The 22831-nt window shown below is 48.2% G+C and carries 18 protein-coding genes; 16 read left to right on the forward strand and 2 right to left on the reverse strand.

The annotated features are described in order from the left end of the window. On the reverse strand, positions 1-1054 hold a 1054-nt coding region (locus P22_RS14110; RefSeq protein WP_216598084.1), incomplete at its 3' end, for a transposase. Here P22_RS14110 and P22_RS14115 point away from each other — a divergent pair. The 11 genes from P22_RS14115 to araA all read left to right on the forward strand — a co-directional run bounded on the left by P22_RS14115 (position 1043) and on the right by araA (position 14494). Then, positions 1043-1834, forward strand: coding sequence for a transposase (locus P22_RS14115; protein ID WP_054260883.1), 792 nt, complete (start codon positions 1043-1045; stop codon positions 1832-1834). The genes P22_RS14110 and P22_RS14115 overlap by 12 nt on opposite strands. A gap of 55 nt (positions 1835-1889) precedes the next feature. Then, on the forward strand, positions 1890-2054 hold the full coding sequence (locus P22_RS20605) for a hypothetical protein (protein ID WP_156318975.1): 165 nt from the start codon (positions 1890-1892) through the stop codon (positions 2052-2054). Positions 2055-2072: 18 nt separating this feature from the next. After that, complete coding sequence (locus P22_RS21575) at positions 2073-3800, forward strand: hemagglutinin repeat-containing protein (RefSeq protein WP_054260884.1); 1728 nt, start codon at positions 2073-2075, stop codon at positions 3798-3800. 138 nt (positions 3801-3938) lie between these two features. Beyond that, positions 3939-4361: a pyridoxamine 5'-phosphate oxidase family protein gene (locus P22_RS14125; protein WP_172675849.1), complete on the forward strand. Its 423-nt coding sequence runs from the start codon at positions 3939-3941 to the stop codon at positions 4359-4361. 445 nt (positions 4362-4806) lie between these two features. Further along, complete coding sequence (gene chvE / locus P22_RS14130; RefSeq protein ID WP_054260986.1) at positions 4807-5892, forward strand: multiple monosaccharide ABC transporter substrate-binding protein; 1086 nt, start codon at positions 4807-4809, stop codon at positions 5890-5892. Between the two features lie 177 nt (positions 5893-6069). Next, a complete protein-coding gene (gene mmsA / locus P22_RS14135) occupies positions 6070-7593 on the forward strand; it encodes a multiple monosaccharide ABC transporter ATP-binding protein (RefSeq protein ID WP_054260885.1) in 1524 nt (507 codons plus the stop codon). 13 nt (positions 7594-7606) lie between these two features. Further along, the gene (gene mmsB / locus P22_RS14140) at positions 7607-8770 is read left to right on the forward strand and encodes a multiple monosaccharide ABC transporter permease (RefSeq protein WP_054260886.1); all 1164 of its coding nucleotides are present in this window, start codon (positions 7607-7609) and stop codon (positions 8768-8770) included. A gap of 275 nt (positions 8771-9045) precedes the next feature. Then, positions 9046-10254: an ROK family transcriptional regulator gene (locus P22_RS14145; RefSeq protein WP_235814659.1), complete on the forward strand. Its 1209-nt coding sequence runs from the start codon at positions 9046-9048 to the stop codon at positions 10252-10254. A 227-nt stretch (positions 10255-10481) separates the two neighbouring features. After that, entirely contained in the window at positions 10482-12206 is a 1725-nt protein-coding gene (locus tag P22_RS14150) for a ribulokinase (protein ID WP_054260887.1), read from the forward strand. A 42-nt stretch (positions 12207-12248) separates the two neighbouring features. Next, positions 12249-12956: an L-ribulose-5-phosphate 4-epimerase gene (gene araD / locus P22_RS14155; RefSeq protein WP_054260888.1), complete on the forward strand. Its 708-nt coding sequence runs from the start codon at positions 12249-12251 to the stop codon at positions 12954-12956. Positions 12957-12985: 29 nt separating this feature from the next. Beyond that, on the forward strand, positions 12986-14494 hold the full coding sequence (gene araA / locus P22_RS14160) for an L-arabinose isomerase (RefSeq protein ID WP_054260889.1): 1509 nt from the start codon (positions 12986-12988) through the stop codon (positions 14492-14494). A 169-nt stretch (positions 14495-14663) separates the two neighbouring features. On the opposite strand, the gene P22_RS14165 is transcribed toward araA, so the two are convergent. After that, entirely contained in the window at positions 14664-15581 is a 918-nt protein-coding gene (locus P22_RS14165; RefSeq protein WP_235814660.1) for an AraC family transcriptional regulator, read from the reverse strand. A 439-nt stretch (positions 15582-16020) separates the two neighbouring features. Between P22_RS14165 and P22_RS14170 the strand changes: the two genes are divergently transcribed. The 5 genes from P22_RS14170 to P22_RS14190 all read left to right on the forward strand — a co-directional run bounded on the left by P22_RS14170 (position 16021) and on the right by P22_RS14190 (position 22809). Next, positions 16021-17373, forward strand: a complete 1353-nt coding sequence (locus P22_RS14170; protein WP_054260890.1) for a glycoside-pentoside-hexuronide (GPH):cation symporter — start codon at positions 16021-16023, stop codon at positions 17371-17373. Positions 17374-17406: 33 nt separating this feature from the next. After that, positions 17407-19380: a glycoside hydrolase family 127 protein gene (locus P22_RS14175; RefSeq protein WP_054260891.1), complete on the forward strand. Its 1974-nt coding sequence runs from the start codon at positions 17407-17409 to the stop codon at positions 19378-19380. Positions 19381-19583: 203 nt separating this feature from the next. Continuing rightward, on the forward strand, positions 19584-20897 hold the full coding sequence (locus P22_RS14180; protein ID WP_235814661.1) for an ABC transporter substrate-binding protein: 1314 nt from the start codon (positions 19584-19586) through the stop codon (positions 20895-20897). A gap of 120 nt (positions 20898-21017) precedes the next feature. Then, positions 21018-21962, forward strand: a complete 945-nt coding sequence (locus P22_RS14185) for a carbohydrate ABC transporter permease (RefSeq protein WP_054260892.1) — start codon at positions 21018-21020, stop codon at positions 21960-21962. A 1-nt stretch (position 21963) separates the two neighbouring features. Continuing rightward, a complete protein-coding gene (locus P22_RS14190) occupies positions 21964-22809 on the forward strand; it encodes a carbohydrate ABC transporter permease (RefSeq protein ID WP_054260893.1) in 846 nt (281 codons plus the stop codon). Positions 22810-22831: the final 22 nt, after the last annotated feature.

Below are 22831 nucleotides of genomic sequence, written 5' to 3' on the forward strand. Positions count from 1 at the left end.
TAAATCGACGCATGCCAAAATTGCCTTTGATATTTCCAAAGACACTCTCGACTTCAACCGGCCGTAGGCTACGCATTTGCAGGCCATACTCACTAGTTAGATTGACCCGTGCCTGCGCCTTTAACTCATTTGCGCGCCTGTTAATATAGATTCTTCGATTGGCAGACGGGTTATCGCCTTTCTTGATACAACGATCCCGGTATGGACACCCGCTACAATCTGCACTTTCATAAATTCGTACCACACTGCGATAGCCGCTTTTGCTTTTTTGGCTCCGCTCATACTGAAACCGTAGAATCCTACCACAACCGCAGATATATTCATCGCGCTCTTCATCATATTGCCAGTTTTGTACGCGAGTGAGATCAGACTTCCACTTTCGGCTAGCTTCTTTATGAAAGGTATTGTATTTTACGTAGTTTCTCAGTTTGGCTTCTTGCAAATACTCATAGTTTTCCTCACTGCCGTAGCCTGCATCCGCCACCACATTACCAGGTAGTTTTCCACCTAATTCCTTTTTGAGTTCTTCGAAGTGCTCTTTCAAGCAACTGGTATCACCGGCTTCCTGATGTACGCTATACCCAACTACAAATTGATTCTCGGTTCCAATCTGGACGTTGTATCCCGGCTTTAACTGCCCGTTTTTCATGTGGTCCTCTTTCATCCGCATAAAGGTGGCAGCGGTATCTGTTTTGGAATAGCTGTTGCGTTCCGCAAGGAGTTCTTCTTGTTGTTCATATTTTTTCATCCGGGGCAGGTAGTCTTTCACGATGAGCTTCTTAGCCTTTTGCAGCTTTTTGTCCGCCGGATTGTCGTCTAGTTTTTTATCAATCCGTTTGACAGCTTCTTCGATTGCTTTTGAGTCGATGGGCTTGTCCCCGCCAAGCTCTTCGAGGTTTTCGTCCCCATATTCCTCGTTTTCCGCTTGATTGGTTAGTTCCGCTGCGGCAAATAGCTCTTTGGAATGCGACAGGGGACGGTTCTCTCTTGTCGCATGTTCTTCTTTACGATATAATATGGATAAAAAGTCAAGGTGATTTAAATGACAAGGCATGCCAGAAGACAAAGTGCAAGTGGTATTTACCATATCATGATTAGAGGTAATGAACGGAAAAATATCTTTCTTTGTGATGAAGACAAAGATCGTTTTCTTGAAGTATTGCAAAGAATGAAGGAAGAAGAGAACTACCTCTTATACGCATATTGTCTAATGGATAACCACGTCCATCTGTTAATTGGTGAGCGCAAAGACAGTATACAGAGATTAATGAAGAGAATATGTGTAAGTTATGTTTATTATTTTAATAAACGATATAAAAGAGTAGGACACCTTTTCCAGGATAGGTATCGTAGTGAAGTGGTAGAAGAAGAGGGATACATATTAGCTGCTACAAGGTATATTCACAATAATCCAGTGGAAGCCGGAATTGTCAGGAATGTGGAAGATTATAAGTGGAGCAGTTATCATCAATACATAAATCCCTGGAAGGACAAGATGATCGATAGAGAGCTGATACTTTCACTGATATCTGATCAAGAAGAGCGGGCGATCGAAGGTTTTATAAACTATTCTGCTGAAATAGCAGAAGAAACTTTCATCGGAGCAAAAGAGGAAAGTACGATAAATAGAAGGCAAGACAAAGATGAGGACCTTAAAGAACAGATACATGTAACATTACAAAAATATAGACATACTTTAGAGAGTTTTAAGCAATGCAAAGATAAAAGCCTACGGAATGAAATAATAAAACTCATTAAGTGGACAACGAAAGCATCTGTAAGGGAACTGGCAAAAGAATTGGGGATCAGTAAAGATATAATTTTTAGGGCGTAAATGCGAAATAAGAACCGTCCCCTGTCGCGTAGGCAGCCTCCTTAGCGGGGACAACGTGATCCTGTCCGGCGACAATGTAACGATTAAGGGTTCTACCGTTGCCGCAACCGTTGCGGCCAATATAACAGCCGTTAACGGCGTCAATATTACGGCGGAAAAAGACCTGAGCCAGACCGATGCCTCGGTCGGCAAACGTGGCGGCTACTACTTCAACCGGTAGCAGGAGACCGATGAAACGGTGGCCGGCAGTACCATCGCCGCCGGAACGGATATCACCGTCAAAGGGCGGGATATCCTGGTCAAAGGCTCGGACGTCAGCAGTGAAAACGGCAAAATCAGCCTGAAGGCCGATAACAACGTCAACGTCACGGCCGAAACCGAACATCATGAAAGCCTGCACGAAGAACACCGTGAAAAAACAGGCCTCCTGTCCTCTACCAAAACCGACATCTATGACCACCAAAGCCTGGACGCCGTCCGGGGCAGCAGCCTGTCCGGCAATGAACTGGAAGTAACCGCCGGCAACGATGTCACGGTGCAGGGTTCAAGTGCCGTGGCGGATAAGGATGTCGCCATAACCGCAAAGAACGGAAATATCACCATCGAATCAGCCCGGGAGACCAGCCGGAGCGAATACGAGAAGTCTGTCAAAAAATCCGGCGTCTTCTCCGGCGGCGGATTGGGCGTAGCCATAGGCAGCCAGAAGCAAAAACATACCGACGACCTGGACAGTGTCAGCCAGGCGGGCAGCGTCGCCGGGTCCGTTGACGGCAATGTAACCCTGGAGGCCGGAAAAGACGTGACCGTCACCGCCTCCGACATCATCAGCGGCCAGGACACTGCCATAACCGGGCAGAACGTCACCATTGAGGCGGACGACAATATCGACAAAGAACGTGAGACCTATGAATTCAAACAAAGCGGTCTCAGTCTGGCGATCGGTGGTCAGGTCGTAGACAACATCCAGGGTGTCTACCAGCCGGCCAAACGGGCCGGTGAAGTAGAAGACAGCCGTCTGAAAGCGCTCTACGACTACAAGGCCGTCAAAGCGGCGGATAATCTGAACCGCGGCAAAAATGCCGACGGCAGTGCCAAGACAGATGGCGGCTTGTCGGTCAGCATCAGCCTGGGCTCGAGCAAAAAACAAAGCGAAACCAACGCCGAAGCAACCACAGCCGCAGGCAGCCAGGTGACTGCCGGCGGTGATGTCAGCATCACCGCCACCGGCGTGAAAGACGAACAAGGCCGGGTCATTGACGGCGGGGACCTGAACATCGTTGGATCGAGTATTGACGGGCAAAACATCCATCTCAGCGCGGCCAACGGTGTGAACCTGACGGCCGCGGAAAACACCACCAGCACCAAAACCACCTCCAGCGGCAAATCGGCTGGTATTGGCGTCAAAGTCAGCGCCGGACAGGCCCCGGGCTTCTTCGTGGAAGGAAGTAAGTCCAGCGGCAGAGAAAATGGTAATACCGTAACGCACACCAATACCCATATCACCGCAGCCGATACGGTAACCATCGAATCCGGTCAGGATACCAGCCTCAAAGGAGCGCAGGTCAAAGGCAAAACCGTCGATATCGACGCCAAAGGCGACCTCAATCTCGAAAGCCTGCAGGATGTAGACAACTACCAGGAAACCAACAAATCCGCCGGCGGCTCCATCAGCTTCGGCGCCGGCGGCCTGAGCGGCACCGCTTCCGCCAGCAAAGGCCACATCGACTCCGAATACCAAAGCGTCACTGAACAAACGGGGATCTATGCAGGAGAAGGCGGCTTCGACATCGAAGCAGGCGGCAACACCGACCTGAACCCATTAAAAGCAGGAATAACCAAAAAGATAAATAAGTATGCATGGAGCAGTTATCATGAATATATAGGAAATTGCGGAATTACCGATATAGATTTGGCGTTGGGCATCGACAGCATTTATGAAGAGGAGATAAAGGAAAAGGGGAGTTAGCTCGAAGAATTCTTCAAAAAATGGATGTGTGTCGCCCCGGTTGAGTACGGGATTTTATCAGGCGGTATCAGGACAGGCTTGCGCCGTTTAGCGTCAAGGAAGCAGGTAAATATATTTAACAGATTGGAGGTAAAAGCAATGATGAGAAATCCTGAACAAACAATCGGTAATCTTATAGATAAACAAAATGTCGCCTTTATCAGTTCGGTGGCTGGCGATGGCTTTCCCAATACAAAAGCCATGCTGCCGCCGAGAAAGCGTAAGGGCATTAAAAATTTCTGGTTCACAACAAATACTTCTTCCATGCGGGTAACTCAATATCGCAAAAACCCTAAGGCATGTATTTATTTTTGTGACAAGAGATTTTTTCGCGGCGTTATGCTGAAAGGGACGATGGAAGTATTAGAGGATGCGGCCAGCAGGGAAATGATCTGGCAGGAAGGCGACACCATGTATTATCCAAAGGGCGTTACCGACCCGGATTATTGCGTACTGAAGTTTACAGCGCAATCGGGGAGGTATTACAGTAACTTCAGCTCCGAGGATTTTGTTGTTGAATAGTTGGAGCGCTTTAATATGAGTAAGGAAACGAAAGAAAAGTTAGCTGGATCATAAAAGACATGGGGACGGTGGATGTGTCTTGCGGAAAAATAAATCTTACGCAAATGGTACAGTACTTGCCCGCCGCCTTTGTGGCGGGCAGGGGGCAATGGAAATAAAGAATGCAGGCAATCCGCCTGTTTATTTTTTTTGCAAAAAATAAGGTAGAAAATTATAAATATAGAAAAAATTTCTGAAAGTTAGCAGGTATCGGAAAATGGAAAGCGAATTAATTTAAAAAATAATTTTATATTTAATTAAATTAAGAATGAGAGGTGGGTGATATCGATTGGGTCATAACCGGTTTGGATAGGAGGTTTGCTTGGAAGGCAATAAAGGAGGGGAAGTTCGGTTACCGGATGGTGGAGTTGGCATCAAGCCGCAAAAAAAGAGGAGGAGTTTTTTAATGAAGAAAATCGTATCTCTCCTGTTGGTATTGGCAATGACAATGCTTTTGGCAGCCTGTGGATCAAACAGCAGCCCAACTGCCGCAGACAACGGCGGAAAGAAAAAGGTGGGCATTGCCATGCCGACAAAATCATCTTCCCGCTGGATCGCTGACGGTGACAATATTGTGAAACAACTGCAGGCCAAGGGGTATGAAGTGGATCTGCAGTATGGCGAGGATAATGTGGAAAACCAGGTCGCGCAAATTGAGAATATGATTACCAAAGGGGCCAACATTCTGGTTATTGCCTCGATTGACGGGGATGCGTTAAGCGATGTATTGCAGAAAGCCAAGGACAACAATATACCGGTTATCGCTTATGACCGTTTAATCAGAAAAACACCCAATGTCGATTATTATGCCACCTTTGACAATTTCAAGGTCGGGGTCTTGCAAGGTCAGTATATTGAAGAAAAACTGGGCTTAAAGGAAGGTAAAGGACCGTTTAATATGGAGATGTTCGGCGGTTCACCCGATGATAATAATGCCTATATGTTTTTTGACGGTGCCATGTCGGTTTTGAAACCGTATATTGATTCCGGGAAGCTGGTAGTAAAAAGCGGCCAGATGGATATGAAAGTCTGTGCTACCCTGCGCTGGGACGGAGCGACGGCACAGGCCAGAATGGATAATTTGCTGAGCAAAAACTATACCGCCGATAAAGTGGATGCCATTTTGTCTCCCTATGACGGCATCAGCATTGGTGTTATTTCTTCATTAAAAGCAGTGGGATACGGTACCGGGGCTCATCCTATGCCGATCATTACCGGACAGGACGCGGAAATACCTTCGATTAAATCGATTATTAAAGGAGAGCAGTCCATGACGGTGTTTAAGGACACCAGGGAACTGGCTAAAGTTACCGTGGCCATGGTAGAGGCTGTTGTAAACGGTAAAACGGCGGAAACCAACGATAATAAGACGTATAATAACGGGGTTAAAGTGGTTCCTTCCTATCTTCTGCCTCCGGTTGCGGTGGATAAGACCAATTATAAAAAGGCACTGGTGGACAGCGGCTATTACACGGAAGACCAACTGCAGTAAAGCAGCGTCCGTGTCAACGTAAAGAAGCTAACCATGCTGCGAGACGGCCGGACGGTATTATTTGATGATGGCTGAAAGGCCATCATCAAATAATACATTCACCAGGACCGGCGCATTATGGTTCCAATGCCGGAGAAGCTGGCAACCGGTTAGAAGATCCATGCGGGAGGTGGGGCGATGGGAGACTTCATTTTGGAAATGGTTAACATAACCAAAGTTTTTCCCGGAGTTAAAGCGTTGGATAATGTCAATTTACAGGTAAAAAAAGGCGAGATTCATGCGCTGCTTGGTGAGAACGGGGCCGGAAAATCTACGTTGATGAAGATTTTAAGCGGGGTATATCCACATGGCACCTATGACGGTGAAATCCGTTATGATGGTCAGTGCTGTGAATTTAAAACGATCAAGGACAGTGAAAAACAGGGCATTGTCATCATTCACCAGGAACTGGCGCTCATTCCCTATTTGTCGATTGCGGAAAATATTTTTCTGGGCAATGAGAATGTGAAAAGAGGGATGATTGACTGGCATGTCACTACAGCCCGGACCCAGGAATTGTTGTCAAAAGTGGGATTAAACGAATTGCCCGGAACGCTGATTACTAATATCGGGGTGGGTAAACAGCAGTTGGTGGAGATTGCCAAGGCGTTATCCAAAGAAGTGCAACTGTTGATTCTGGATGAACCGACATCGGCATTAAATGAAGCGGACAGTGACAACCTGCTCAACCTGCTGCTGGAATTTAAAAAACAGGGAATTACCTCCATTTTGATTTCTCATAAGCTGAATGAAATTTCCCGGGTAGCCGATTCCATCACCATTCTGCGTGACGGGGCTGCCATTGAAACGCTGGATGCCAAAGCGGACTGCATTACCGAAGACCGCATCATCCAGGGGATGGTCGGCAGAACGCTGACTGACCGGTTTCCGAAAAGAACAGCGGCAGCCGGGGAGGTTATTTTCGAGGTCAGAAACTGGAATGTATATCATCCGCTGCACAGTGACCGCCAGATTCTTCATGATATTCATCTGACAATCCGCAAAGGGGAGGTAGTAGGGATTGCCGGCCTGATGGGAGCCGGCAGAACGGAACTGGCGATGAGTATTTTTGGCAAGTCGTATGGACAGAAAATCAGCGGACAGATTTTTAAAAATGGCCGCGAATGTCAGCTTGGCGATGTCAATGCGGCGATCCGTAATGGAATTGCTTATGTAACGGAAGACCGGAAACAATACGGACTCATTCTGGACGACGATATCAAAAAAAATGCAACGCTGGCCAATTTGGATAAAATAGCCAGGCATCATGTTATTGACGGCAATCAGGAAATTGTGGAGGTGGAAAATAGCCGTAAACAATTAAATATCAAGTGCTCCAGTATTTTGCAAAAGACAATGAACTTAAGCGGCGGTAACCAGCAGAAGGTGGTGTTGGCAAAATGGGTTTTTGCCGAGCCCGATGTTCTGATTTTGGATGAACCTACCCGTGGTATTGATGTAGGCGCCAAATTTGAAATCTATTCTATCATCAATGATCTGGCCAGGGCAGGCAAGGGGATATTGTTCATATCCTCCGAACTGCCCGAAATCCTGGGAATGTGCGACCGGATCTATGTGATGAGTGAGGGGCGGGTAACCGGAGAACTGCCGCGGGCAGAGGCCTCTCAGGAAAAAATCATGAAATATGTAATAACCAAATAGGGAGGGGCAGTCGTTGGAAACGCTGAAAAAAATGATTCAGAGTAATATCCGGGAATACGGCATGGTGTTTGCTCTGATATCCATTGTGGTGTTTTTTGAAATTGTCAGCAAGGGCACGCTGTTAATGCCGTTAAACGTGACAAACCTGATTCAGCAGAATAGCTACATCCTTATTTTGGCCATTGGTATGCTGCTGGTTATCGTTGCCTTTCAAATTGATTTATCGGTGGGGTCGATCACCGCATTTATCGGAGCGATGTCGGCCATCCTTATGGTAGACAATCAGCTGGGGGTTGTTCCGGCGGTGCTGCTTTCCCTGCTGCTTGGTGCGCTGGCCGGGGCCTGGCAGGGGTATTGGATTTCCTATTTCCGTATCCCGGCGTTTATTGTAACGCTGGCCGGTATGCTGATTTTCCGGGGACTAACGATGACGGTTCTCAACGGCCAGTCCAAGGGGCCTTTTCCGGTCAGTTTCCAGAAGGTCAGCAACGGATTTGTTCCCGATCTGTTTGGCGGCAGTTCCCTGCATATCACCACCCTGGTGATTGGCATTATCCTGACGTTGATTTACATTTACTTTGAAATCAACAGCCGGAAGGCCAAAAAGCAATATAATTTTGAGGTCATACCCCTCCAGTTTCTGGTAGCGAAGATCGGGATTGTAGCGATCGCCATTAACTGGTTTATGTACCTGCTGGCTTCCTATAAAGGCATACCCAATGTGCTGGTTCTGCTGTTTTTTCTGATTGTCATGTACACCTTTATTACCACGAAAACGGTTGCCGGACGCCATATCTATGCGGTTGGCGGCAATGAGAAAGCGGCTAAACTATCCGGCGTAAAAACAAAAAGCATTGTATTTTGGGTCTTTGTGAATATGGGGGTACTGTCAGCGCTTTCCGGCCTGGTCTTTGCCGCCAGGCTGAATGCGGCAACACCGAAGGCCGGGGTCGGCTTTGAACTGGATGCCATTGCCGCCTGCTTTATCGGCGGCGCGTCGGTGGCCGGGGGGACCGGCGCCATTATGGGGGCGATCATCGGTGGTTTGGTTATGGGAGTCATGAATAACGGCATGTCCCTGCTCGGGGTTACGGTCGATATGCAACAAACGATTAAGGGGCTGGTGCTGCTGGTGGCAGTGGCTTTTGATATTTACACCAAATCCAAACAGTCGTGACGATATAAGAAAAGAACTGTAATATTGGTTTTCTTAAATAAAATAATAAAAAAATGATTAAATTAAATGTCGAAATTAAAGGGATTTTCAGCTTTCTTTTATAATATACATATACAGCTGAATTTAAAAACGGCTCCTGGACAGGTGTTTGGAAATCCCTTTACCAAACAGTCCCTGCAACCAATAAACATCTATCAATCTGTAAGTAACTGGAAAAATTTAAGCATCAGCAGTTTTCCCATAAACGCTGACAGGCTGACGAAAGGTAAGATATCATGCTTATGGCAGAAACCAACAATATAAATTTGAAAGCTGTGGGAGGACCGAATGAGGCTTTGGTAGTCAATACGGTCCGGCGGCGGGGGCCTATATCGCGCGTAGATATAGCGAAGCTGACCGGATTGACGGCACCGACGGTAACGAACATTTCCGGCAAACTGATTGAAGCCGGCATCATGAGCGAGTATATGATCGGCGAGTACAGCGGAGGACGCCGTCCGGTCCTGCTCAAAGCCAATCCGGATATGGCCAAAATGGTGATAGCCGATATCCGCTCGAAAGAAGTGGCCGGTTATATCATTAATGCCGGGCTGGAGATTAGCAAGCAAATCCGCAAGGATACCCGCCATCTTGATAAAGATGCTGTACTGGCGGCTATGCTGGACATCATCGCTGCCTTATGTTCTGCGGAGGAAGGCGAGGCGGTGGCGGCGATCGGGATTATTGTCCGCGGCCCGGTCCGGTCGGCCGAGGGAGTGTCCCTGTTTTCACCCAGCACCGGCTGGCGCAATGTGCCGCTGAAGTTTATTGTGGAAGGGCAGTTCCATATTCCCACTTTTGTGGAAAATGATATGCGGGCCATGGCTTTGGGTTCCTATCATTACGGTCCGTACCGGGATATCCGGAATGCCGTGTTTTTAGGAGTCGGCGGTGGCATTGGCTCCGGTATTATTTTAAACGGGGAGTTGTATCGCGGGTTGGGTGACAGTGCCGGTGAAATCGGGCACAGTGCCGTGGATATCGACGGACCGGTATGCAGCTGCGGCAATCGCGGCTGTCTCGAGGCGATGGCTTCGGAGACCGCCTTGGTCAATCTTGCCGTGCAGGCCGTAAAGGAAGGGCATACATCGCTTATTACCGATATGGTTAATCAGGATATAGAGGCCGTCAAGCCCGAACATATTTACGCTGCGGCGGAACAGGGCGACGGGCTGGCTGTGGAGGTGCTGCATAATGTGGCCCGCTACCTGGGGGTAGGCGTTTCCAACGTGATCAACATTTTTAATCCCGAGCTTGTCATTATTGGCGGCGGGATCACCAAGGGCTATAAGTTTATTGAGGACAGTATGATGGAAGTCATCAAGCAAAGGGTGCTGGAAAGCTGTTATGCCAGTGTCCGGATTGAGTGCTCGGCAGAAGGCCGTGCCGCCGCCTTAAACGGTATTGTTGATTTAGTGATGCAGGGACTTATTTTGAACAAATAGCACGGATCAGAAAGGCATAGGTAAAAACGTCACTTTCCGCTTTGTCGGAAAGTGACGTTTTTTTTAGAAAATTTATTTTTTTCAGAAGAAGGAAAATGCTGGACGACAGCGTATATTATTTTATGTAATAAATTAAATATTTAATTTATTACATAAAAATTGTCCGTAATTCAGGAAGCAAAGCGTAATGGCCCAACATTTCAATCTAAATTGGGGGAGGGTAAATTGTGGAGAAGAAAAAATACAGCATTGGAATTGACTTTGGCACGCAATCCGGACGTGCGCTGTTGGTGGAGGTGGCGACCGGCAGGGAGGTAGCCACGGCGGTAGTACCTTATAAAGATGGTGTCATTGATGAAGTACTGCCGGGTACGGACATCGTACTGCCTTATGACTGGGCCCTGCAGAATCCGGATGATTACCTGGAAGTCTTATATCAGGCTGTACCACAGGTGCTTGCCGAGGCCAAGATCGACCCGGAAGATGTAATCGGTCTGGGAATTGATTTTACGGCCTGTACCATGCTGCCTGTGGCCAAAGACGGGCGGGCCTTATGCCAGCTTCCTGAATTTCGCCATAAACCGCATGCCTGGATCAAGCTGTGGAAGCATCATGCTGCCCAGGATGAGGCCAACCGCTTAAACCAGATTGCCGCCGAACGCGGCGAGGACTTTCTGGTCCGTTATGGCGGGAAAATATCCTCTGAGTGGCTGATTCCTAAGATATGGCAGATTTTAAATGAAGCTCCGGAGATCTATGAGGCCGCCGACCGGTTTATGGAAGCTGCCGACTGGGTCACCATGCAAATGACGGGAGTCGATGTCCGCAACAGTTGTACTGCCGGCTATAAAGCCATCTGGCATAAACAAAAGGGTTATCCGGATAAGGATTTTTTCAAAGCGCTGGATCCCCGGCTGGAAAACCTGGTAGCGGAAAAGTTATACAGTCCGATCGTACCGATTGGCAGTAAGGCCGGTGAATTGATTCCTAACATGGCCAGGGAAATGGGGCTGAAGGCAGGCATTGCCGTTTCCGTAGGCAATGTGGATGCCCATGTGGCTGTTCCGGCGACCGGGGTAGTGGAACCGGGGAAACTGGTCATGAGTATGGGAACTTCGATTTGCCACATTGTGCTGGGCAGGGAGGAAAAAACGGTTGACGGCATGTGCGGCGTAGTGGAAGACGGGGTGGTAGCCGGCTATTACGGCTATGAAGCGGGACAATCGGCTGTCGGCGACATTTTTGAATGGTTTGTGGAGCATTGTGTTCCGGCAGCGTATCTGCAGGAGGCCGCTGCGCGTAAGATCAGTATTCATACCTTGCTGGAGGAAAAGGCAGCCCGACTGGTACCCGGCGAAAGCGGCCTTTTGGCACTGGACTGGTGGAATGGCAACCGGTCGGTTCTTGTGGATACCCATCTGACCGGATTGTTATTGGGAGCAACCTTGCTAACCAAGCCGGAAGAAATCTATCGCGCCTTGATTGAAGCCACTGCTTTTGGAACCAATATGATTGTGGAATCCTTTGAAAATGCCGGTGTGAAAATCGATGAATTGTATGCCTGCGGCGGGTTGTCCCAAAAAAATACTATGCTGATGCAGATTTATGCCGATGTGACCGGACGGGAGATTTCGGTTGCCGAGTCGCTGCAGACTCCGGCGCTGGGTGCGGCTATGTTTGGTGCGGTGGCTGCCGGCAGAAAACAGGGCGGGTATGATACGATTTTTGCTGCAGCCGCCAATATGACACGGATTAAGCAGGTGTATACACCTAACCCCGATAATGTAGTCCGCTATGCCAGGCTATATGCCGAATATAGAACGCTGCACGATTATTTTGGCCGCGGTGCCAACGATGTGATGAAACGCTTAAAGGAAATCAAACGGACGGCCAGGGAGCAAACCGGTACCGCAGCTCCGGCGCTGGAGCTGGAGGTAATGGAGGTAAGCTGAAGCCGCTGTTTTTTGAATCAGGTAAGAGAGGAGATAAGCACTATGCTGGAAGAACTCAAGCATTCCGTATGGCAGGCCAATCTGGACCTGCAAAAACACGGCCTGGTACTGTTTACCTGGGGCAATGCCAGCGGTATTGACCGTGAACAGGGCTTGATCGTGATTAAACCAAGCGGTGTGGAATATGAAAGGTTACAGCCGGAAGATATGGTGGTTTTGGATTTGACGGGTAAACAGGTAGAGGGCAGGTTCCGTCCTTCTTCGGATACGCCCACCCATCTGGTATTATATCGTCAGTTTCCTGAAATTGGCGGCATTGTTCATACTCATTCCACTTATGCCACCGTTTGGGCTCAGGCCGGGCGGTCCATTCCGGTGCACGGCACCACGCATGCCGATTATTTTTACGGCGGCGTGCCTTGTACGCGGGCGTTAACGAGCCAGGAAATTCAGGGACAGTACGAAGAAGAGACCGGAAAGGTCATCGTGGAGACCTTCCGGGAAATGCACCCGGCCTATGTTCCCGGAGTGCTGGTGACCAATCATGGGCCATTCTCCTGGGGGAAAAATGAGCACGAAGCCGTTTACCACGCTGTTGTTCTGGAAGAGGTAGCCAAAATGGCTTTATACACCTATGCCCTGAATCCGGAGGTTCAGGCTGTGGACCAGGGGCTGCTTGATAAGCACTTTTTAAGGAAACACGGACAGCATGCTTATTATGGGCAGGTGGCCTGCGCTGAGGAAAATTAAAAAGAATTCATTATAAGGAGGAGAAGGGCATGAATATTCATTGTAGTGAAAAGGAAGTGTGGTTTCTCACCGGCAGCCAGCATTTGTATGGCGAAGAGTCGCTGCAGCAGGTCAACGAACATTCGCAGGTCATTGCCAAAGCTATCGCTGAAAATATTGATATACCGGTCAAAGTGGTGTTTAAGCCGGTGCTGACCACGCCGGATGCTATTTATCATACCTGTATTGAAGCCAACAGTGCGAAGCACTGCATTGGCCTGATTGCCTGGATGCATACCTTTAGCCCGGCAAAAATGTGGATTGCCGGACTTAAAGTACTGCAAAAACCGCTGGCTCATCTTCATACGCAATATAACCGTGATATTCCCTGGACGGATATAGATATGGACTTTATGAACCTTAATCAGTCGGCTCACGGCGACCGGGAATTCGGTTTTATTGGCACCAGAATGCGGAAAAGCCGTAAAGTAATCGTAGGTTTCTGGCAGGATGAGGATGTTGCCAAACGGTTATCAGTGTGGATCAGGGCAGCGCTGGCCTGGGATGACTGGCAGGGGGCCAGATTTGCCCGGTTCGGCGATAATATGAGGGAAGTGGCAGTAACCGAAGGCGATAAAGTGGCGGCCCAGGTGCAGTTCGGCTACGCGGTCAACGGCTATGCGGTCGGCGATCTGGCCGAATATGTCAATGCGGTCAGCAAGGAAGAAATTGACCGGCTGATTGCGGAATATGAAGATAAGTATGCCGTACAACCGGATTTGACCCGAAATAGTGCCAAGTGGGAGGCTTTATTGGAGTCTGCCAGAATTGAAGCCGGGATGAAGAACTTTCTCGAAGCCGGCGGTTTTAAAGGTTTTACCACTACCTTTGAAGACTTGCACGGTCTCAAGCAGCTTCCCGGTCTGGCTGTACAGCGCCTGATGGGGGCAGGTTACGGTTTTGGACCGGAAGGCGACTGGAAATCAGCAGCCCTGGTACGGGCCATGAAGGTCATGTCTTACGGATTAAAGGGCGGTACTTCCCTGATGGAGGATTATACCTATCATCTGGAAAACGACAATATGAAAGTGCTGGGCGCTCATATGCTGGAGGTTTGCGAATCGGTGGCAGACGGCAAACCGTCGCTGGAGATTCATCCGCTGTCCATCGGCGGCAAAGCCGACCCGGCCCGCTTGGTCTTTAATGTTCCGGCCGGGCGGGGGCTAAATGCCACCATTATTGATATGGGCAATCGTTTCCGGCTGCTGGTCAATGAACTGGCTGTTGTGGCGCCTGATCAGGAACTGCCTAAATTGCCGGTGGCGAGAGCGCTCTGGATTCCGCAGCCTAACTTCAAAGTAGGTGCCGAGGCCTGGATTTTAGCCGGCGGCGCTCACCACAGCAGTTTCAGTCAGGCGGTCACGGAGGAACACATGGAGGATTTTAGCGAGATAGCAGGCATCGAGTATGTTGCCATTAACAGCAAAACAGAAATATCCTCTTTTAAAAAGGAACTGAAGTGGAACGAATTATATTATCATTTAGCTAAAGGAATATAAACATAAAGAGGAGCCATGACTCCTCCTGAATTAACGCAGGTAAAGCTGCTTTCCGGCCTTGGGCTGGAAAGCAGCTTTTGCTTTTGACAAACCGGCTGGTTGTTTTCTTTGGGTATGTCCGGAGATTGAACCCTGAATATTCCGGGGTTCGTACTGCCGGCAGGAACCTTTATGGATTTTCATATATTCGGCCGGGGGATGGGGCATTCGTAGGGCCGGGACATGCTGTAAGGATTGCCGGCTGATCGATGCCGGTATCCTGGGAAAACGGTAAATAACGATACTCGGAAGGGGTCATTTTTACCATGCGCTTAAACTGTTTGGAAAAATAAGCGTTGTCGGTAAAACCGACATGGCTTGAAATGGTATTTATGGGATCATTTGTGCTGCGCAGCAGCTTCTTGGCTTTATCCATGCGGATATGCAGCAAGAGCTGGAGCGGGGTTACGCCGTATTTACGTTTTACACAACGAATGATATGGGCAGGGTGAAAGGCATATTGTTTGGCGATTTTTTTTAATTGAAGAGATTCCTGATAATGGGCCATCAAATATTCAAAAATATCCTCGGCAAGATCCTGGCAGGTGACTTCTTCGTGCGAATCGCAGATAAAAGTCAAAATCGTATAGAAGAGCTGTTGGTATTTAATTTGGGACGTGGTTGAAGTATAAAATATCTTGGCGTTTTGGTGGCGGTCGATTTTTACCTGAGCGATTGTTTTCATGTAATTGGTAAATTGCTGCTGCAACTCTTTATTAACAAAACCGTACTGGGGAAGGGACAGCTGAAAATCATCCCGTTCATAACACTTGCCGCGGCAATATTCTTTACTAGAGTACTGGACAGGAACTTCCGAGCAATAAAAATCCCCTGTGGTATAAAAATGTATCCAGTAAAAATTGGTTTCCGTATCACAATGTTTGTACCCTGTATGCAGTGTTTTGGGCGGTAATATCAAGAACTGCCCCGGAGCTACAATGAATCGCTTTTTATTCTCTTCCATGTATAGCTGCCCGCTGACGACATAAATCAAATCAAATGTATGATCAAGGTTGCGGCGTGAATGCCGGTCGCCTTCTCTAAACATCGCAATACCTCCCACAATGAGGTACGGCATTGGCGGGCAATTAAAGATAATATACATTTTGGCAGCCTCTATTCGTTAATTTTATTATATTGGCACTATTTAGAAAACTCCATTTACGTCAAGAATCTTAGAAAATGCAAGGGTTCTGTGGATACCTATTTTGCACCCTACAGACCGTGTCGCGTTAATTTTATTATACCATAAATGTTAATTTAATCCAATATTCTGGAAATATTCTTCGTTTTTTTTAAAGAACCTTGTTTGTAAAATTTAAATGAAAGTTTTAATTTTTCAGATATTATTTTTTCGTTGCCTTTACGGAGTTTATTCAACAGCTTGGCCACGGCAGATAATGTCTGACGCGACTGTAAAGGAAAGAGTGGTGAAGCAGTGAGCGTTTACAGTTGCCTTACAGAAAACATGAGGAGCGATGTGACACATGAGCGTACAGAATGATTCAGGAAAGGTGCCTTTTAGCGGCCGGTTTAGCTATGCGTTAACGGATGCCAGCGGAAATTTGCTTTATTGTATTATTGGGGCCTATTTGTTGTATTTTTTCACCGATGTATACGGTTTGCCGGTTGGCGTAACCGGAACACTGCTGCTGGCAACAAGGCTTTTGGATGCGATCGATGCGCCGGTTTGGGGCTTTATTGTTGATCATACGAAATCCCGCTACGGTCAAAGCAGGCCTTATTTTTTGTGGTTATGCATCCCCTTTGCCCTATTTATGTGGCTGACCTTCACCACGCCCGGACTTGACGGCACCGCAAAGGTAGTCTATGCGGCGGCGGTTTATATCCTGGCCGGTGTTTTTTACACCGGGATTCAAACCGCCATTACTTCCATTTTACCTAATCTGAGCAATCATTCGGGGGAACGGGTTGTATTAAATACCTTCCGTATGGTGGGAGGCAATGTGGGGGCTTTTGTTGCGATTACCTTTACTTTGCCGTTGGTAGCCTTTTTGGGTGGCGGAAATGATCAGAAAGGTTTTTCGCTGGCACTGGCGGTATACGGTATTGTTGCCGTTGGTTTATTCTTAATTGCCTTTGTTAATTTACGGGAAGCCAATATTGAAAAGATAAAAAGTATTCCGGTAAAACAAAGTATCATGGCCATTAAGGGGAATTGGCCCTGGATAATTATCGTAACGGCCAACCTGATTTTCTGGATTGCGCTGACCATCAGACAAGCGACGCTGGTTTATTATTTGCAGTATTTCGTTGGCGATAAAAGCCTTGTCCCGGTCATCAACGGTTTGACCGTTCTCCAGGTGATCGGGATGATCTCGATTCCCTGGTTGGTGAAGCTGTCGAGCAAGTATGCCACTATGATTTTGGGACTTATTCTGGCGGCGGGCGGGCATATTGTCATGTTTATGGCAGGCACCGCCATACCGGCCTTGGCTACCGGCTGGATTATTGCTTCGATCGGCTCGGGGATTGCCTGTTCGATGCCGTTTGCCATGTTGTCGGATTCTGTGGATTATGGAGAATGGAAAAACGGTATCCGTGCCAGCGGTTTTTTAACTGCCATTGGCAGTGCTTTTTGCATCAAAGCCGGTTCGGGTATAGGCGGATTTATTCCGGCCGTGGTTTTGGAAGCGTTTGGGTATGTGCCCAATGCCGTACAGTCAGCTCAGTCCCTGTTGGGCATCCAAGCGGTATTTATCTGGCTGCCGGCCGCTATTTTCCTGCTGGGGGTTCTTCCCCTGCTGTTTTATCGTAAATATGAGGAAAATGAAGCGAACATTATCCAGGAACTTACCCGAGGATCGTTTCGCGCATAACCGAGGTATATATTGACGGAAAAGGTGAGATGAATGAGTAAACTTAATGTACACAGTGTAAAAGTCACTGATCCATATTGGGTTCATTATCTGGAATTGATCCGGAAGGAAATGATTCCCTACCAATGGGACGTATTAAATGACAGGGCGGATATTGTCATTGCCAAAGAACGGGATGCCGACTACATCCCTTCGGAAAAAAGTCATGCCATTAAAAATTTTAAAATTGCCGCCGGTCTGGCCAAGGGCCGTCATTATGGCATGGTTTTTCAGGATAGTGATGTATATAAGTGGCTGGAGGCGGTAGCTTATTCTCTGCGTCATACCTATGATGAAAACTTGAAAAAGACTGCCGATGAAGTGATCGACCTCTTGGCGCTGGCCCAGGAAAGCGACGGGTATCTTAACACGTATTTTACCATAGAAGAGCCCAACCGGAGATTTAAAAGATTGTATCAAAGCCATGAACTGTACTGTGCCGGGCATTATATCGAAGCCGCCGTTGCCTACTATACTGTAACCCAAAACCAAAAAGCGCTGGATGTTGCCTGCCGGCTGGCGGATTGCATTGATTCCGTTTTTGGTGAGGCGCCGGATAAGCTGAAAGGCTACGACGGGCATGAAGAAATCGAACTGGCGCTGCTCAGGCTGTATGAAGTGACCGGAAAACGGAATTATTTGGAACTTAGCCGTTTTTTCCTGTATGAACGGGGCAAGGACCCCGGCTTTTTTAAACGGCAGGCAGCGGAAGATCCGAATAAGAAGCCGCTAATTGAGGGGATGGAGCAGTTTCCGCCCAGCTATTATCAGGCGCATAAGCCGGTTCTGGAGCAGGAAACGGCGGAAGGGCATGCCGTCAGGGTAACTTATCTGTGTGCGGCTATGGCCAAACTGGCCTGCTTGAACCAGGATCAGGAGATGCTGGCGGCCTGCCGGCGTTTGTGGAAAAATATAACCACAAAGCGCATGTATATTGTTGGTGCCATCGGTTCTACCGTAACCGGGGAGGCCTTTACGGCGGACTATGATTTGCCGAATGATACCATGTACTGTGAAACCTGCGCATCCATCGGGCTGATTTTCTTTGCCGGCAACATGCTGGAAAATGAAGCCCAGGGAGAATATGCCGATGTGTTGGAACGGGCGCTGTATAATACGGTGCTGAGTGGATTAGCCCTGGACGGCAAACATTTTTTTTATGTGAATCCTTTAGAGGTGGTGCCGGAATACAGCAAAAAAGACCCGGGGAAAAGCCATGTGAAAGTGACCCGGCCGGAGTGGTTTGGTTGCGCCTGTTGCCCGCCGAATGTTGCCAGAATGTTAACCTCGCTGGACCGTTACATCTATACGGTTCATGGCCATACCATTTACACCAATTTGTACCTGACGAATCAGGCTGTGCTTGAAATGAAGGGGCAAAGGGTGACCATTGGCCAGGCGACAGAGTACCCGTGGGAAGGCAAGATACGGTTTACGCTTGCTACAGAGCAACCGGTACGGTTCGGTTTGGCCGTCCGCATTCCCCGCTGGTCGAAAACGTATACGGTTGCAGTGAATGAAGAAGTGGTGACCCTATTGCCGCAAGACGGCTATGTCACCATTGAGCGTGACTGGCAGGACGGCGATGCCATGACTGTTGAACTGGATATGGCGGTGCAAACCTGGACGGCCAACCCGCACGTGCGTGCCGATCTGCACAAAGTGGCAGTTCAGCGCGGACCGATTGTATATTGTGCGGAAGGGGCGGATAACGGCACCGATCTGCACCTGATACATGTAAGTAAAGATACAGCCTTCCAATACCGATTTGCGGCTGACCGGTTCGGCGGCGTGGGCATCCTTGAAGCCGATGCCGAAAAGCTGAAGATCGAACCGGAATGGGAGCATGTATTGTACCGGACCGCTGTCCCTGCGGCTTTTTCGCCGGTACATATCACCTTAATTCCCTATTACTGCTGGGCGAATCGCGGGGAGAATGAAATGCTGCTATGGTTCCATACGAAATAAAATTGTAAAGGAGTTCTCCTTGCTTTACTTTATGAATGGAAGTATGAGTTATCAAAAAATAAAAGTTGAGTAAAAAGTAAAAAAAGTTAAATGCTGGAATGCGATTTTCCCGTTACAATATAACCAGAACGTTTGACCACATCTGACCTTTTGACGTCGGGGGCGAATGAATTGTCAGGCGGTAGAAGTAAGGGGGAGAGTGTGTGCTGAAAAAAAGACGGATATTCCTATTCGCTTTGGTACTGCTGGCAGCCATGGTACTGACAGGCTGCGGCCAAGGGCAGTCGGCCACGGGAGGGCAGCCGGGGGAAGGCAATGCCACCATACTTAATTTTTGGACGTTCCAGGAACTTCATAAAGCCTTTATGGATGATGCGGCAGCTACCTGGAACAAAAACCATCCGGATAAGCCCCTTGTGATAAAAACCGATGTATATCCCTATGATGAAATGCACAACAAGTTGTTAATTGCCCTACAGTCGGGAACCGGTGCCCCGGATATCGCGGATATTGAAATCAGCAAGTTCGCCAATTTTTTAAAAGGCAGCAAGCCCAGCCTGGTGGAACTTAATGACGTGGTGGACCCGGTAAAAGATAAACTGATTATGGGCAGAATGGAAAACTATGCTAAGGACGGCAAGTATTATGGCATTGATTACCATGTCGGTGCGGAGGTTATGTACTATAACAAGGAAATTCTTGACCAGGCCGGTGTCAATGTAAATGATATTGTCACCTGGGATGACTACCTGGCAGCTGGGAGGAAAGTGCTGGAGAAGACCGGTAAACCAATGACAACGATTGAAACCACCGAACACTGGTCCTATTATCCGCTCCTCAATATGCAGGGATCGGACTTTTTGGATAAAGACGGCAATGTTATATTGGATAATGCCGTCAATGTGAAAACCTTGCAAATGTTAAAAGACATGCTTTATAAGGATAAAATCGCTTTACCGGCGCCGGGCGGCAATCATCATGCCGAAGAATACTGGGCATGGATGAATAAAGGAAATGCTGCATCCGTCTGGATGCCACTTTGGTATATGGGGCGTTTTGTGCAATATATGCCTGATTTAAAAGGGAAAATTGTTATCCGGCCGATGCCGACGTTTCCTGGTTCTAAAAAGTCTGCCGGGATGGGCGGTACGGGAACGGCGATAACCGCGCAGGCTAAACATGTTGAACTTGCCAAGCAATTTCTGGCGGAAGCCAAGCTCTCCAAAGAGGGAAGCATAAAGACCTGGACCGTGCTGGGCTTTGATCCGATCCGAAGTGATGCCTGGAACGACCCGGCTATGGCGGCTCCGAACAAGTATACGGAGTATTTTGGGTCAGATATCTTTCCGACTTTACAATCGGTTATCAGCGATATCAGTGCCATTCATGTCGGGGCCAAATTCCCGGATGCCGTGTCTCTGATTCAGAAAAATGTTTGTTTCAAAGTCCTCAAAGAGCAGAGCCAAACTCCGGAAGAGGCGCTGAAGGCGGCTGCAGAGGAGCTTAAGGCAAAATAGCCAGCCAGTCCCCTCCTATACAGGTTTGCCGTTAAATGAGGAAAAACAAATCCGGGATTTAACGGCAAACCTGATTTATATATGATTATAGAAACAGAACCGGCGAGAGGAGGAATAACCATGCCGGAACCGGTTGCCGGGATGCTGGATACACTGCCGGGGCGGCAACGCCAGTATAAGCGGCTGCTTACATCGCAGAAAGCGGCGCCCTACTTATTTGTTTTACCGTTCATTCTGTCTTTTTTGCTGTTTTTTCTCTATCCGATTATTTCGACCATCCTGATGAGTTTCTGTCAAATCAACGGACCGGGAGATGAAACCTTTATCGGCTGGCAAAATTATAAAAATCTCCTTAATCCTCATTTTTTTAATGCCATTTGGGTAACGACCAAATATACGTTTTGGACGATTCTGGTACTGATCCCCTTGCCCCTGGTTTTAGCCATATGGCTGAATAAAAAGAGCACCCTGGGCAGGAATTTTTTCCGGTCGGCATTTTTTTTGCCGGCGCTTACTTCCGTCATTGTAGCCGGCTTGTTTTTCCGGCTGGCTTTTGGCGAGCAGGAGACTACAATGGTAAACTCCCTGCTGGGTTTTGTGGGCGTAAATCCTGTGGTGTGGCTGCAAAACCCGGACACCGCGATGTTTGTTATGGTGCTGTTATGCACCTGGCGTTGGCTGGGGGTTAACATCATCTATTTTTTGTCCGGTCTGCAGAGCATTCCGGAGGAGCTTTACGAATCGGCAGCGATTGACGGGGCCGGTCCGTTTCAGCAATTTTGGTACATTACCCTGCCTAGCTTAAAGCCTGTTATTATTTATGTCATTACCATCAGTGTGTACGGCGGGTATTCTATGTTTGCCGAATCCTTTGCTTTGTGGGCCAGTGCGCGTTCGCCCGGTGAAATCGGCATGACCATCGTTACCTATTTATACCAGGAAGGCTTTAACAATAATAATCTGGGACTGGGATCGGCCATCGGCATTGCCCTGCTTATGCTGGTCATGCTGGTCAATCTCGTTCAACTGTGGCTGAGCGGATTTTTCAAAAAGGAGGCTGACTAGCATGTGGCCGCAAGCGGGTCGTAAACTGTCCGCCCTGATCGTATTGGTGATACTGGGAGTGGTTGCCGTTTTTTGTTTAGCACCCTTCTTCTTTTTGGTAATATCTTCTTTGCGTCCCGGTGTGGAGATGGTCCGGCATGGTATTTCGTTTACCATTGATTTCGGAGCCTTAAATTTGAATAATTATGTATTGCTGGTTGCCGGCAAGGACGGTATCTATCTGTCCTGGTACCTTAACAGTGTCGTCATTACGGTTATACATACCCTGTTGTCGCTGCTCTTAACCTCAATGGTGGGCTATGGGCTGGCCGTATACAATTTCCGCGGGAGAAATCTTATCTTTACCATCGTGCTGATCGTCATGATGATTCCGGTGGAGATTCTTATCCTGCCGTTGTATAAACTATCCATCAACCTGAAGATTATCGATACCTATCTGGGGGTTATACTGCCGTTTATGGTAGCGCCTTCCTCAATATTTTTCTTCCGGCAGTATGCGGCAACCTTGCCGAAGGAACTGATGGATGCGGGACGGATCGACGGCTGCGGCGAATTCAGGATTTTCTTTCAGATCATGGCGCCATTGATGGTACCGGCTTTCGGCGCCATGGGGATATTACAGGCCATGTTCAGCTGGAACAGTTTTGTCTGGCCGCTGATCGTGCTGCGTTCCAACGATATGCTGACCCTGCCGATCGGCCTGCAATCCCTGCTTACCCCGTACGGAAATAATTATGATCTGCTGTTCCCCGGGGCGGTGATGTCGGTCATCCCCATCGTTATTCTGTTCATATTAAATCAAAAAGCCTTTATTTCCGGATTGACTGTGGGGGGAGTCAAAGGCTGACGGCTAATATTGTGTCCCGGTA

Origin of the sequence: Propionispora sp. 2/2-37 (assembly GCF_001298735.1) — a bacterium.
In the GTDB taxonomy this organism is placed as follows: Bacteria; Bacillota; Negativicutes; order Propionisporales; family Propionisporaceae; genus Propionispora.

Excerpts from the sequence above, each read along its gene's own strand:
- araD (WP_054260888.1), top strand. The coding sequence starts at position 12,249 with ATGCTGGAAGAACTCAAGCATTCCGTATGGCAGGCCAATCTGGACCTG.
- mmsA (WP_054260885.1), top strand. The coding sequence starts at position 6,070 with ATGGGAGACTTCATTTTGGAAATGGTTAACATAACCAAAGTTTTTCCC.
- P22_RS14185 (WP_054260892.1), top strand. The coding sequence starts at position 21,018 with ATGCCGGAACCGGTTGCCGGGATGCTGGATACACTGCCGGGGCGGCAA.
- chvE (WP_054260986.1), top strand. The coding sequence starts at position 4,807 with ATGAAGAAAATCGTATCTCTCCTGTTGGTATTGGCAATGACAATGCTT.
- araA (WP_054260889.1), top strand. The coding sequence starts at position 12,986 with ATGAATATTCATTGTAGTGAAAAGGAAGTGTGGTTTCTCACCGGCAGC.
- P22_RS14115 (WP_054260883.1), top strand. The coding sequence starts at position 1,043 with ATGACAAGGCATGCCAGAAGACAAAGTGCAAGTGGTATTTACCATATC.
- P22_RS14165 (WP_235814660.1), bottom strand. The coding sequence starts at position 15,581 with ATGTTTAGAGAAGGCGACCGGCATTCACGCCGCAACCTTGATCATACA.
- P22_RS14170 (WP_054260890.1), top strand. The coding sequence starts at position 16,021 with ATGAGCGTACAGAATGATTCAGGAAAGGTGCCTTTTAGCGGCCGGTTT.
- P22_RS14175 (WP_054260891.1), top strand. The coding sequence starts at position 17,407 with ATGAGTAAACTTAATGTACACAGTGTAAAAGTCACTGATCCATATTGG.
- P22_RS14145 (WP_235814659.1), top strand. The coding sequence starts at position 9,046 with ATGCTTATGGCAGAAACCAACAATATAAATTTGAAAGCTGTGGGAGGA.
- P22_RS14190 (WP_054260893.1), top strand. The coding sequence starts at position 21,964 with ATGTGGCCGCAAGCGGGTCGTAAACTGTCCGCCCTGATCGTATTGGTG.
- P22_RS14125 (WP_172675849.1), top strand. The coding sequence starts at position 3,939 with ATGATGAGAAATCCTGAACAAACAATCGGTAATCTTATAGATAAACAA.